The following is a 12,311-nucleotide window of genomic DNA, read 5'->3' as shown; positions in this document are numbered from 1 at the left end:
CCGAGGAACGGGCCGGGGGCTTCCGTTTCGGGGAATACTACTTGAACCACTGCTCCTTCAGCTTCGCGAGCTCTCCGCTCTTTTCGAGGTCCGCCAGGGCTGCGTTGACCGCCGTTATGAAGGCCGTCTCACCAAGGTTCATGGCGAGAGCTTTCCCTGAGCCGGTGATTTCCTGCTCGAAGGCCATCTTGATCTTCCCGGTGAAATCCTTGTGTTCCACGTAGCTCTTGGCCACGGGGGTGTCCATGAGAGTTGCGTCCACCCTCCCGAGGATGACTTCCCGGACGCAATCGTCAAACTTCTGAAAAGACTTCACCGTTACGCCGGGGATGGTCCGGGAGTAGGTCTCCTGCACCGTGCCCAGCTGGACCGCCACGGTTTTGCCCTTCATGTCGTCGAGAACCTTCATGGAGTCGTTGTCCGCCTTCACGATGAAAGCGCTGATGGAGATTTCATAGTTATCGGAGAAGGCGACCTTTTTTGCCCGCTCTTCCGTGGCGCTCATTCCGGCGGCCACGATGTCGATCTTCTTCGCGAGCAGGGAGGGGATGAGACTGTCGAACGGCATGTCCACCCACTCGAGCTTCTTGCCGATCTTCGCCGCGATGGCTTCCATGAGGTCGATGTCGAAACCCTTCAGGTTGTTCTTCTCGTCACGGAACTCGTAGGGGGGGTAAGTGCTTTCCGTTCCCACAAGAATCACGTCCTTGGCCATGACATCGGCCCATCCGCCGGTGGCCGCGAGGGCCAGGACCAGAAGCGCGAGCAGCAGTTTTTTCATGATGATCTCTCCTTTGTTATTGAACATATGTTTATATCATTCCGCACGAATGATATTCAATGTACAGTCAGAATACACGCCCTGTTTTTTTCTGTCAATACCGACTTTCCGTCCTAAATCCTGCGGATTTAGGTTCGTTTTTTTTATGTTGACGTTCCTTCCCCCGCTGGATATAATGTCCGAAACAAAGAAAGCACAGGCGATGATGCAGAATGCCCGAAGTAATGAATCTGCCGCCAGAGAGGGAAGTCCACAGGCTGAGAAGCTTCCCGGGCAGGAACGGAGGAGCGAAAGACTGCGGAGCCGGGGCTGAAACGGTTCGAATGAACCGGAAGTACGCCTCCGGGAGGCTCCCGTCACAGAGCCGAGAGCGGGGCGCTGCGGCATGCGCCCAAGCAGGGTGGTACCGCGAGTTCAACGACTCGTCCCTTCATCGGGGCGGGTCGTTTTTTATTCACCGTTTTTTTCGAACGGAAAGAGGTGCAGCCGGAGTGGGCCAGCAGAACGTGAATGACAGGGGGCATTTCCTCTTCGGAGGATGGGACGTGACGGAACTGGCGGAGCGTTTCGGGACGCCGCTGTACGTCTTGTCCGAGGAGGGGATTCGGGCCCGATGCAGGGCGGTGAGGGAATCCTTCATGGACCGGTGGGCGAATGCCTTGGCGGTGTATGCCGGGAAGGCTTTCCTTCCCCTGGCCATGTGCAGGATCATTGCCTCGGAAGGGCTGGGGCTCGACGTAGTATCGGGAGGGGAGCTCCACACGGCAAAATCCGCCGGCTTCCCCATGGAAAACGTTTTTTTCCACGGCAACAGCAAGACGGAGGAGGAACTCCGTTATGCCCTCGATGCTGGAGTGGGGCGGATCGTCGTGGACGGCGCCTCGGAGCTCGACGCCCTTGAAGAGATCGCCCGGAAAGCGGGAAAAAGGGCGGACATCCTCTTCCGGGTTACCCCGGGGGTGGACGCCCACACCCACAAATATATACTTACGGGCCACACGGGCTCCAAGTTCGGGTTTCCTCTCCTCGGGAACTCCCTCAGAACGGCGGTGCGGAGAGCCATGGACTCGGACTGCCTTTCCCTCAGGGGATTCCATTTCCACATCGGTTCCCAGATTTTCGAGAACACATCCCACGTGATGGCCGTGGGAATCGTGGTAAAGACCATTGCCGAATTTTCCCGGGACCTCGGTTTCACCACCATGGAACTCAACATGGGCGGGGGGTACGGCGTGGAATTGGACCCCGAAGGGAAGACTCCCCCCATAGCCTCCTTCACCGACGCCATGATGGAGACCCTCGCTGCGGGATGCGCCGCGGAGGGAATCCCCCTGCCTCAGGTTATCATCGAGCCGGGCCGGTGGATCGTCTCCGAGGCGGGAATTACCCTGTACACCGTGCAGACGGTGAAGACCATCGACGGAATGGTGACCTACGTCGCTGTTGACGGGGGCATGACGGACAATCCGAGGCCCGCCCTGTACGGCGCGAAGTACTGGGCCGTGGCGGCGGGCAAGATGAACAGGGAACCTACGGAGACGGTGACGGTGGCCGGGAAATGCTGCGAGTCCGGGGACGTGCTCATCGAGAGGCTGAAGGTCCCTCCCCTGGAGCGGGGCGACCTGCTCGCGGTGCTGAACACCGGGGCCTACACCTTCTCCATGGCGAGCAACTACAACCGCATTCCCCGACCGGCTGCCGTGCTGGTGAGCCCGGGGCGGGCCGACGTGATCGCGGAGAGGCAGACCTACGACGATGTGCTCCGGTGGGACAGAATTCCGAAGCATCTGGAGTGAACGGAACACCATATCTGGAGGTGGGGCCGGAAAAAAAAGAGAGTGACGGTTGGATCCCCGTCCTGACGGGCGGAAAATCGGATTGGAAACAAACGCCAAATACCAGGGAGGTTGAGAAAAGAAATGAGAAAGATCCTTATGATGGCAGCGGCAGTCTTGATCCTTGTCTTTGCGGGAGCCGCCTTCGCGGATGACGTGATCCGCATCGGCCATACCGTGTCCCTCACCGGCGGCGCTTCCATGTGGGGACAGTCCGAGGCCCGGGCACTTGACATGCTCGTGAAGAAGATCAACGGCGCCGGCGGCGTCCTCGGGAAGAAGATCGAGTTCGTCCGCTACGACAACCGGAATGACGGGGTCGAAGCGGTCAACGTGGCCCGCCGGCTCGTCTCCGACGGTGTCGTGGCCGTCATCGGCCCTGCCCAGAGCGGCAACGCCATCGCTTCAGCCCCCGTATTCGAGAGGGCGGGCATCCCCATGGTGGTCACCACCGCCACCAACCCCTACGTGACTATCGACCAGAGGTCCGGCAAGGTTCGTCCTTTCGCCTTCCGCCCCTGCTTCATTGACCCTTTCCAGGGGACGGTGGCGGCCCGGTTTGCCGTGACTGACCTCGGGGCGAAGAAGGGCGCCATTCTCTACGACGTTGGATCGGACTACGGCCAGTGGCTCGCGAAGTACTTCGAGGAGGCCTTCGTGGAGAAGGGCGGCACCATCGTGGCGAAGGAGGCCTTCAGGACCGACGAGCTCGACTACAGGGCCCAGCTCGGCAAGATGAAGGATCTCGCCCCTGACGTCATCTTCATCCCCACCAGCCAGAAGGAAGCCGCCATGGCCGCCAAGCAGGCCAGGGACCTCGGCATCGGCGCCGTACTCCTCGGAACGGACAACTGGGGCAGCCCGGATCTCATCGAGCTTGGCGGCAGCGCCATCGACGGCGGGTATTTCGTGAACCTCGCGGATCTGGCCGACCCCGATATCCAGGATTTCGTGGCCGAGTACAAGGCCGCTTTCGGCGAGGAGCCTGTGCTTCCGAACCCCGTCATGGCCCAGGACGCCCTCATCATGATCGTGGAAGGCCTGAAGAAGGCCGGGACCACCGACGGCGCCAAGCTCGCCGACGCCCTCGCCAACCTGAAGGACATCAAGGTTACCAGCGGCCCCCTCACCATCAACCCCGAGGATCACAACCCCCTCGACAAGCCTGCGGTGATCCAGCAGGTGGACGTGGCCAACAAGACCTTCAAGTTCGTGAAAAAGTATTTCTCCGTCGAATAGTCGCGGCTGTGTGTTACCGGGGGCGCCCTTCGCCCGGGTGCTCCCCCGGTTTTTTTGAAAAAATCCGTCCGGAACCGGGATAACCGGAGGAGAGGCGACCTTTCCCAATACGCTCAAAGGATGTGTGGGCCGGATTGTTCCTTCAGACTCTGATAACGGGCCTCTCCATAGGAGGCATCTACGCGCTGATGGCGGTGGGGTATTCCCTCGTCTTCAGCGTGCTCAACTTCAGCAACTTCGCCCACGGAGCGGTCATAATGCTCGGCGCCTACGTGGGGCTTGCCCTGGCGACGAAGTTCAGCCTGGGATTCGGCCTCGTTCTCGCGGGAAGCATCGCGGGTGCGGGGATCATTGCCGTTCTCAACGAGCGGCTCGCCTATTCGAGCCTCCGCAGGCGGAAGGCTCCCTCCCTGTACCTCATGATCAGTGCCATGGGGTGCGCCGTATTCCTCGAAAACCTGGTTTATGCCACCATCGGCTCCAGGTTTTATGCCTTTCCCGAGTTCTTCGGACGGCAGGTGATCTCCATCGGCAGAAGCAGTGTCAGCCTTCTCGACGTAGGTGCCTTCCTTTTCGCCCTTGCGGCCATCCTGGGACTTCATCTTTTCATTACCCGCACCCGCACAGGAATTGCTATCCGTGCAGGTGTATCGGACATGACCATGTGCTCCCTCATGGGAGTTGACCTGGACAGGCTCATCTCCATCGTCTTCCTTCTCGCCGGCGGATTCGCCGGCGTGGCCGGAGTCTTCCTGGGCATAAAATACCTCGTCTACCCCACCATGGGATGGGTCACCAACAAGGCCTACATTGCCGCCGTCATCGGCGGCCTGGGAAGCCTTCCCGGGGCCCTCGCCGGGGGACTGGTCCTCGGCGTCGTGGAGACCTTCGTCTCTTCCTATGTGTCGAGCGTGATGCGGGACGTGTTCAGCTTTACGCTCCTGATAGCCTTCCTCGTCTGGAGGCCGAACGGACTTCTCGGACAGGACAGCGAGGAAAAGGTGTAGCCATGGACTATATTCTCTCCATCGTCATTCTCGCGTGCATCAACATGATCGCCGTGCTCGGTCTCTCCATCTTCACAGGGTTCACGGGGCTCTTCTCCCTGGGGCACGCGGCCTTCGTGGCCGTCGGCGCTTACACTTCGGCGATCCTCACCTACTACTATTACGTTCCCTTCTATCTCGCCCTGGCGGCTGGGGGTGTAGCCGCCGGCCTCGTCAGCCTGGTCATCGGCGTGCCCACCCTTCGGGCGAAGCTCAGGAGCGACTACTTCGCCATCGCCATCCTCGGCTTCGGCGAAGCCCTGCGGGTCATCCTCGAAAATCTCGAGATCACCAACGGCGCGAGGGGGCTTCCGGGCATCGACGGTTTCACAACCCTCCCCGTGGTGCTGGTCTGCCTCGCGGGGGGCGTGCTCGTGGCGCGGAACTTCCTCCGTTCCCGCTGGGGGGCAGCCTGCATCGCCATCCGGGAGGATCCCGTGGCCGCCGAAATGGCGGGGGTGCGGCTTTTCCGCACCAGGCTCCTTTCCCTTGCGGTGAGCGCCGTGTACTGCGGCCTTTCGGGAGGTTTGCTGGCCCATTTCCTCTCCTTCATCCAGCCCGTCATGTTCACCCTGGTCCAGTCCACCCAGCTGCTGGCGGCGGTCATCGCCGGAGGCATGGGCAGCATCTCCGGGCCCCTCATCGCCTCATTCGTCTTCATAGCCCTTCCCGAAGCCCTCAGGGTGGCCCAGATGTGGCGCCTGGTGGCCTACGGGCTTCTTCTCGTACTCATCATGGTCTACCGGCCCCAGGGGCTCATGGGATACTCCGAGATTTCCGCTTTCTTCCGGAAAAACGGGAACCCTGAAGGAAGGTCCCGGTCATGACGGCGGTCGGGAGGCTTCTCCTCGAGGTGAAGGGACTCACGAAAACCTTCGGGGGCATCCGGGCGGTGGACCGGTTCTCCTTCGGGGTCCGGGAGGGTTCCATCACGGGAATCATCGGCCCCAACGGTGCGGGGAAGACTACGGTGTTCAACCTTGTCACGGGTATCTACCGCCCCACGGAAGGCTCCATCCTCTTCGAAGGGGAGGAGATGGGAGGGCTCCGTCCCGATGCAATCGTCAGAAAGGGCATCGCCAGGACGTTCCAGAACATCCGCCTCTTCAACAGGCGAACCTGCCTTGAGAATGTTCTTACCCCCCTTCTCCAGCGGGAAAAATTCAGTTTCGCCGGTGCGCTGCTTGGGACCCCGGGAACCCGCCGCAGAGAAAGGGCGCTCCACGACAGGGGCATGGACCTCCTGGCGTCCCTGGGGCTCGAACGGTACGCGGGCCGGCAGGCGAACACCCTGCCCTACGGGCTGCAGCGAAAGCTGGAGATCGCCCGGGCCCTTGCCACAGATCCGAAACTCCTCCTTCTCGACGAACCCGCTGCGGGAATGAACCCCGAGGAGACCCGAAGTCTCGCCGCCCTTGTCTCCGAGGTCCGGGACAGCTTCAGCGTGACCATCCTGCTCATTGAGCACCACATGGACCTGGTGATGAACATCTGCTCGCCCATAGTGGTAATGAACTTCGGCGCCCTCCTCGCCGCGGGAACGCCGGACGAAGTCCGGGCGAACCCCGCCGTGGTGGCCGCGTACCTCGGGAAAGGAACGAAGAACAATGACCGTACTGCGGGTTGACGGCCTCCATGTCCATTACGGCACCATCCATGCCGTTCAGGGAATTTCCTTCTCCCTCGAGGAGCGGGAGATCGTGTCCATTGTCGGCTCCAACGGGGCCGGAAAATCCACCGTCATGTGGACCCTTGCTGGGGTGGCGGAACGGTCCGGGGGCGCCGTGGAGCTTTTCGGCAAGCCTCTTCCGGCGAAGCCCCACGAGGTGGTGGCCCGGGGCCTCGCCCTCGTCCCGGAGAGGCGCCGTCTCTTCTCGGCCCTCACCGTGGAGGAGAATCTGATCATGGGAGCGTACAGGAGAAAAAAGGACGATGGGCTCTCAGAGGATTTCGAGCGCTGTTTCCGCCTCTTCCCCATACTGAAGCAGCGGCTGAAACAGCGGTCCGGCACCCTTTCCGGGGGGGAGCAGCAGATGTTGGCCATATCCAGGGCTCTCATGGGAAGCCCCAGGATTCTGCTTCTTGACGAGCCCTCCCTCGGCCTGGCGCCCATCTTGGTGGATACCCTCATGGAGACCATTCTCCAGATCCGGGACGCGGGAATGACCGTGCTGCTCGTGGAGCAGAACGCCACCCGGGCGCTGGAGATCAGCGACAGGGGATACATCCTCGAGGCGGGGCGGTTCGTCAAGAGCGGCAGCGGACCTGATCTCGCGCGGGATCCCGAGATCATCAAGGCCTACCTCGGGGGATGAACGAAAAGCGCCGCCGGAGATCAGTCCCGGCGGCGCTTTTCCCCTGGAATCCTCCGGTCCCTTCCCGAAAAGATCCGAAAATTTTCCCCATCCCCTTATTTTGTCCGGAACTTCGTCGGAAGCTCTTCGAAGAGGCGGACCTCTCTTTCCGAACAGCCCCAGGTCCGTGCTCTTTCCTCGGGTGAAGACGGTGACGCCTGTTCGTCTATGTCCCGTTCCCCCGGAAAGTCCCAGGCGATGCGGATGGGATCCAGGGGAAGGGAGGAGAGGATGTCGGCCCACCGGTCTCCTTGATGATGGCGGTCCCCAGATCCCGGTGGGGCCTTCATGGCCGCTTCCTGGCCGATGGTGGGAAGGCCCCCCGTTGACGTCGAGTACCCTTGCCCCGGCTGCCAGGTAGGACCCATGGATGGGTTCCGCGATTTCCGGACTGCCGAGGTCCATTTCCTCCGGAAGGGGGGGATTCCAGCCCTTTACCGCGAGAAGCGTTCCCATGCTTTCATCGAGGACCGGGATTCTTTTCCCGGTGTCGATATACCGGAAGCAGTTCTCTGGGGTTCATGATGCTTCCTCCTTCAGACCCGTGCAAATACATAAATATAGCGGAAAACGGCGGTTGTAACATGGAGTAAAATTTGGTAGCGTAAATAAAACTGTGAGCAGGAGTAATTTATCATCATCCGGGGGAGATAACCGTGATTCCATTTACGAAAATGCAGGGCAACGGCAACGATTTCATTGTTCTTGACAATATGTCGGGACAGTATCCGGCGGCATTTCTTTCAACGGCGGCCGTTTCGTACTGCAGAAGGCGCCAGTCCCTCGGGGCTGACGGCGTGCTTGTCGCGGAAACCTCCCGGGAGGCTGACTTCACCATGCGCCTTTTCAATGCCGACGGCAGTGAAGGAGAAATGTGCGGGAACGGCGCCCGGTGCATCGCCAGGTATGCCTTCGAAAAGAGCATCGCCGGCAGGAGACAGCGTTTTTCCACCCTTGCGGGAATTATGGAGGCAACGGTGGATTCTCCCTTCGTCGATCTCCGGATGGGAACCGTCTCCCTGAAAGGAGGGTGGTTCAACCGGTCTCTCACTGTGGACGGAGAAACTTTTCCGGCCTCCTTTCTCCGGGTGGGCGTTCCCCATGCCGTTCTGTTCTGCGAAACGGAACCGTCCCGGGAGCGCATGGTTCATGTGGGGAGAGCGCTCCGCCACGACAGGAACCTCTTCCCCGACGGCGCGAACGTGAATTTTGTCTTCGGGGGCCGTGAGGCGACCATACGGTCCGTGACCTACGAACGGGGGGTGGAGGACCTCACAGATTCCTGCGGCACCGGCTCCACTGCGTCCGCGATCTGCTGGCTTCTCCTGAACGGCCGCCCATCCCTTCCCTGCACGGTTTTGGACGTGATCAACCCCGGCGGGGTGAACACGGTGACCCTCTCCTTCGGGCAGGACGGAATGACCGTGGAAGCGTCCCTGAAAGGGCGGACCGTCATCGTGGCCGAAGGCTTTCTAATGGAGGAGCCGTAATAGGTCAGTGTTATAATCGGAATCAGAATGAAAAATATCGTGCGAAGGAATTCCGCACTCGGTAGCCCTTTCGGGCGGGAGAAAAGGAGGTCCTGATACAATGGGAAAGAAAAAGATGATAGGTCTGTTTCTGGTGGTCGGCCTGGCGGGCGTGGTACTCATAGGGGCCGGCGTGGATTTTGCCGGGGATCTCGTGGTCCGGGAAACGACCAAGGCAGTGAAGGAAACGCTCGGCGCCGATCTGATCGTGGACGGAATATCCGGCAACCCCATAAAGGGCTTCACCACCGGGAAGATCACTCTTGTGAAGGAAGGCAAACCGCTCTTTTCCGCCGATTTTCTCGAGGTAAAGCTCAACCTGATGTCCCTTCTCTCGAAGTCTCCGAAGCTGAGAGTGGTCTCGGTGGGTGGAGTAACCGCTGATGCCGACGCCCTGGCGGAGCAGATCTCCCGGCTCAGCTTCGAGAGTGGGAGTGGAGGGGAGATTCCGGTGGAGACGGTCCGCCTCGTTGACAGCACCATAACATCGAAATGGGCGAAGGCGGACATCACAAGCATCGGTCTCTCGTTTTCAGGCAAGGATATCGACGCTGATCTCGACCTTGCCGTCAACGGTGTTGCTGTCAGGGGAAAGACGGCCGTTCTGCTGGACGGAAACATCGTGGACGTGAAATCCATGGCGCTGAACGTGGGAAAAGGCTCGGTGTCCGCCTCGGGAAGAGTGTCTCCCAGCCTTGCCGTGAGCGGTACCCTGAAGGAACTGGACCTGAAGGAACTCGTCGCCTTCTGGCCAGTGGTTCCCGCCGATGGTTTCGACGGAAAGGTATCCCTCAACTTCCGGGGGGACGGTGAGTGGAATGCGCCGTCTTTTGCAGGTGATGTCAATTACAGCGGAAAATCCGTTCTGGGCTATCCCGTGGACAGCGTCCGGGCCAAGTGGGCTCTCGGAGCGGACAAACTTTCCGTCACGGATCTTGAAGCCGGCGTCCTCGCCATGCCCCTTTCAGGAAGCATGAGCCTCGGCTTTGCTCCCGGCAAGCCCCCGGTGCTTGACCTTGACCTCGCCGGGACGTCAATCAAGGTTGCGGAACTGAAGAAGCTCTATCCTGACATTGGCGACGTTTCCGGTGAAATCGACAAGTTTACGTTGAAGCTCTCCGGTGCCGCAGATGCCCTGGACGGTACGGTTGAGTTCAGCGCGCCAGTCCTGGGCGCCTTCGGCTACAGCGTTACCAATTCGGCCGCCCAGGTGAAGATCAACCCCAAGGTGCTGACGGTGAGCGCAAAGAGCAACTTCGAAGGGGCACCCATCACCGCCCAGGGAACGATTACCGACTACATGACCTCCCCGAAGCTGAATCTCACGGGCAATCTCCGGTCCTTCAACCTCGCGAAGGCAGCGGCCCTGGTTCCTGAACTGAAGGATCCGGCCCTCGCCGGAACGGTGAATGCCGATGTGACCGTCAAGGGCACCGCGGCCGTTCCCGAGATCTCCGGAAAGGCCTGGAGCAACAAGCTCACCGCCATGAAAGAGACAGTGGAGGCGCCGTCGGTTTCCTTCGCCCTCAAGGGTAAAACAGTGAACATTATCGGCGCGTCGGCCAAGTGGAGAGGTTCCTCCCTTTCAGGCTCCGGAACGATCGCAGCAGACGGGAAACTGAACCTCAAGGCGACCCTGGAGAATCTCCAGCCCGGCGCGATAGCTGCCTTCTATCCCGATATCGCCCGGTACAAGATCAAGGGTGCCGTCACGGCGGGAGCAACGGTGACGGGAACAACGTCAACCCCGAAGATCGACCTCTCCCTTACCTCCGGATTGCTGGGGCTTCTCGACATGGCCACCTTCAAGAACCTGAAGGTAGCCACCACCCTTGCGGGAGACCTGAAGGCCATCGAAAAGGCTGATCTTGACCTCGACATAGGGGCGGGAAGTGCCGCCGTCCAGGGGATCACCTTCTCCGATCTCGCAGTGAAGCTGAGGAAAACCGGGCAGAAGATCAATATTTCCTCCGCCTCGGTGAAAAGCGGTAAGGGAACCATTACAGGTTCCGGAAGCGCCACCCTCGGGGCGAAGCAGGGCGAGGATGGAACCCTCGATCTTGCCGCGAAGATCTCCGGGGCAGATCTCGGCTTCATCGCGGGCGCCGGAGGGCTCGACTTCCCCCTCGGAGGAGTGGTGGACGGCACTGTCACGGTCAAGGGCCCCTTTTCCAATCCGGCCGTGACGGTCAAGGCATCCTCGCCGAAGGTCACTCTGTCGGGAATGGCTGCCACCGACGTCGCCCTGGGGCTCAGCGGCAATACGAAAGAAATGAAGATAGAGGAATTCAGTTCGAAGTTCGGGGGAGGCACTCTCGGAGCGACGGGAAACGTCAAGCTTGGAGCGGCCCCTGACATAACCGTTGACATTTCGGGAAAGGATCTTGATCTTGCGGTCCTCACTTCAGGGATGCCCGACGCCAAGGAATTCCGCATCGGGGGCAGGGTGAATGCCACCTTCAAGGGCCGGTTCGCGGGAGCTTCCGGTAAGGGGGAAGGGGCCGTGACGTCCCAGTCCCTGACGGTCATGGGCCTCAAGGCCACGGCGCTGAACTATCCCCTGGTCCTGGAGGGGAACACCCTGTCCGGGAAAGGCGCCGGCGCTTCGTTCTACGGAGGGAAGGCCTCCGGAAACGGCTCTCTCGATATATCGACCATGAAGTTCTCCCACAGCGTCGAACTCAGCGGCGTGGACGTCAACGGGGTTCTCCAGGACTTCACCGGAGGGCTCGGCGGGAAAATCACCGGTCTTGCCCAGGGCTCGGCCAACGTCTCCGGAACCCTGGCCCCGAAGTTTGCCTTTTCGGGCAAGGGAAGTGCAAAGATCGGCGAGGGTGCGGTCTCCGGGTTCAAGGTCCTGGATATCGTGACGAAGCTCCACGGCATCAGCGGCATCAGGTACACCGAGGTCACCGCTCCCTTCCGCCTCGAGACGGGGCGCATCATTTTTGAAAAGGGAACGAAGGCGACGGCGCCCCAGAACGATCCTCTCTACCGGTTCCTGACCGCCGAAGGGCCCGTCGGCCCCAAGGGAGCCCTCAAGCTCCAGGTTGCCGGGAACGTGAACATCCAGATCATCAACGCTCTTGCCGGCGGAACCCTTGGCGGCCTGACGGCCGGGTCCCTGGAGGACGCGTTGAGGGGTGTTCTCGGAGGAGCCCGGAAGGGAATGGAAAAGGCGGATTTCCGGGATATCTCCTTCTCCGTTGGAGGGACCGTGGAGAAGCCTTCCGTATCAAACCTGAATGTGGCTCCTGGCGCCCAGCAGCCGGCTGCGACCCAGCTGCAGAACCCCGCAGAACAGCCCCAGGCGCCGAAAACGCCCCAGCAGGCCATTATCGATCAGATCATGAATCCCGCCCCTGCACCGGCCCCTGCGAGCCCGACAGAGGAGCCAAAAAAACCTGCGGACATCATCAAGGAGAAACTTCTCGAATCCATCTTCAACAAAAAGTAGTACGGAAAGCAGTGAACAGACAAGGGGAGGCCGAAAAGCCTCCCCTTTATGATTCTTTTTTTCCCCGCCG

At 60.5% G+C, this 12,311-nt stretch carries 10 protein-coding genes; 8 read left to right on the top strand and 2 right to left on the bottom strand.

The features are described from left to right. Positions 1-37 precede the first annotated feature (37 nt). Positions 38-781, bottom strand: a complete 744-nt coding sequence (locus JMJ95_RS07065) for a transporter substrate-binding domain-containing protein (RefSeq protein ID WP_290683999.1) — start codon at positions 779-781, stop codon at positions 38-40. Positions 782-993: 212 nt separating this feature from the next. Between JMJ95_RS07065 and lysA the strand changes: the two genes are divergently transcribed. The 6 genes from lysA to JMJ95_RS07035 all read left to right on the top strand — a co-directional run bounded on the left by lysA (position 994) and on the right by JMJ95_RS07035 (position 7,216). Beyond that, on the top strand, positions 994-2,577 hold the full coding sequence (gene lysA / locus JMJ95_RS07060; RefSeq protein ID WP_290683997.1) for a diaminopimelate decarboxylase: 1,584 nt from the start codon (positions 994-996) through the stop codon (positions 2,575-2,577). Between the two features lie 123 nt (positions 2,578-2,700). Next, positions 2,701-3,855 (top strand): ABC transporter substrate-binding protein, encoded by a 1,155-nt coding sequence (locus JMJ95_RS07055; RefSeq protein ID WP_290683995.1) that lies wholly within the window; start codon positions 2,701-2,703, stop codon positions 3,853-3,855. Between the two features lie 134 nt (positions 3,856-3,989). Then, positions 3,990-4,862 (top strand): branched-chain amino acid ABC transporter permease, encoded by an 873-nt coding sequence (locus tag JMJ95_RS07050; RefSeq protein ID WP_290683993.1) that lies wholly within the window; start codon positions 3,990-3,992, stop codon positions 4,860-4,862. Between the two features lie 2 nt (positions 4,863-4,864). After that, entirely contained in the window at positions 4,865-5,728 is an 864-nt protein-coding gene (locus JMJ95_RS07045; protein ID WP_290683991.1) for a branched-chain amino acid ABC transporter permease, read from the top strand. Next, positions 5,725-6,528, top strand: coding sequence for an ABC transporter ATP-binding protein (locus tag JMJ95_RS07040; RefSeq protein WP_290683988.1), 804 nt, complete (start codon positions 5,725-5,727; stop codon positions 6,526-6,528). Before JMJ95_RS07045 ends, JMJ95_RS07040 begins: the two co-directional genes overlap by 4 nt. Next, positions 6,509-7,216: an ABC transporter ATP-binding protein gene (locus JMJ95_RS07035; RefSeq protein WP_290683986.1), complete on the top strand. Its 708-nt coding sequence runs from the start codon at positions 6,509-6,511 to the stop codon at positions 7,214-7,216. Before JMJ95_RS07040 ends, JMJ95_RS07035 begins: the two co-directional genes overlap by 20 nt. A gap of 95 nt (positions 7,217-7,311) precedes the next feature. On the opposite strand, the gene JMJ95_RS07030 is transcribed toward JMJ95_RS07035, so the two are convergent. Beyond that, entirely contained in the window at positions 7,312-7,623 is a 312-nt protein-coding gene (locus JMJ95_RS07030) for a hypothetical protein (RefSeq protein ID WP_290683984.1), read from the bottom strand. Positions 7,624-7,911: 288 nt separating this feature from the next. Between JMJ95_RS07030 and dapF the strand changes: the two genes are divergently transcribed. Continuing rightward, positions 7,912-8,745, top strand: a complete 834-nt coding sequence (gene dapF / locus JMJ95_RS07025; protein ID WP_290683982.1) for a diaminopimelate epimerase — start codon at positions 7,912-7,914, stop codon at positions 8,743-8,745. Between the two features lie 100 nt (positions 8,746-8,845). Further along, positions 8,846-12,241 carry a hypothetical protein gene (locus JMJ95_RS07020; protein WP_290683980.1) on the top strand — a complete coding sequence of 1,132 codons (3,396 nt, stop codon included), beginning with the start codon at positions 8,846-8,848 and terminating at the stop codon, positions 12,239-12,241. The last annotated feature ends 70 nt before the right edge of the window (positions 12,242-12,311 follow it).

The sequence above is a fragment of the Aminivibrio sp. genome (assembly GCF_016756745.1).
Lineage (GTDB): Bacteria > Synergistota > Synergistia > Synergistales > Aminobacteriaceae > Aminivibrio.
The sequence above is the reverse complement of the archived record's forward strand: the minus strand, read 5'-3'. Positions and strand labels throughout refer to the sequence as shown.

Excerpts from the sequence above, each read along its gene's own strand:
- JMJ95_RS07035 (WP_290683986.1), top strand. The coding sequence starts at position 6,509 with ATGACCGTACTGCGGGTTGACGGCCTCCATGTCCATTACGGCACCATC.
- lysA (WP_290683997.1), top strand. The coding sequence starts at position 994 with ATGCCCGAAGTAATGAATCTGCCGCCAGAGAGGGAAGTCCACAGGCTG.
- JMJ95_RS07030 (WP_290683984.1), bottom strand. The coding sequence starts at position 7,623 with ATGGGTCCTACCTGGCAGCCGGGGCAAGGGTACTCGACGTCAACGGGG.
- JMJ95_RS07040 (WP_290683988.1), top strand. The coding sequence starts at position 5,725 with ATGACGGCGGTCGGGAGGCTTCTCCTCGAGGTGAAGGGACTCACGAAA.
- JMJ95_RS07020 (WP_290683980.1), top strand. The coding sequence starts at position 8,846 with ATGGGAAAGAAAAAGATGATAGGTCTGTTTCTGGTGGTCGGCCTGGCG.
- JMJ95_RS07065 (WP_290683999.1), bottom strand. The coding sequence starts at position 781 with ATGAAAAAACTGCTGCTCGCGCTTCTGGTCCTGGCCCTCGCGGCCACC.
- JMJ95_RS07045 (WP_290683991.1), top strand. The coding sequence starts at position 4,865 with ATGGACTATATTCTCTCCATCGTCATTCTCGCGTGCATCAACATGATC.
- JMJ95_RS07055 (WP_290683995.1), top strand. The coding sequence starts at position 2,701 with ATGAGAAAGATCCTTATGATGGCAGCGGCAGTCTTGATCCTTGTCTTT.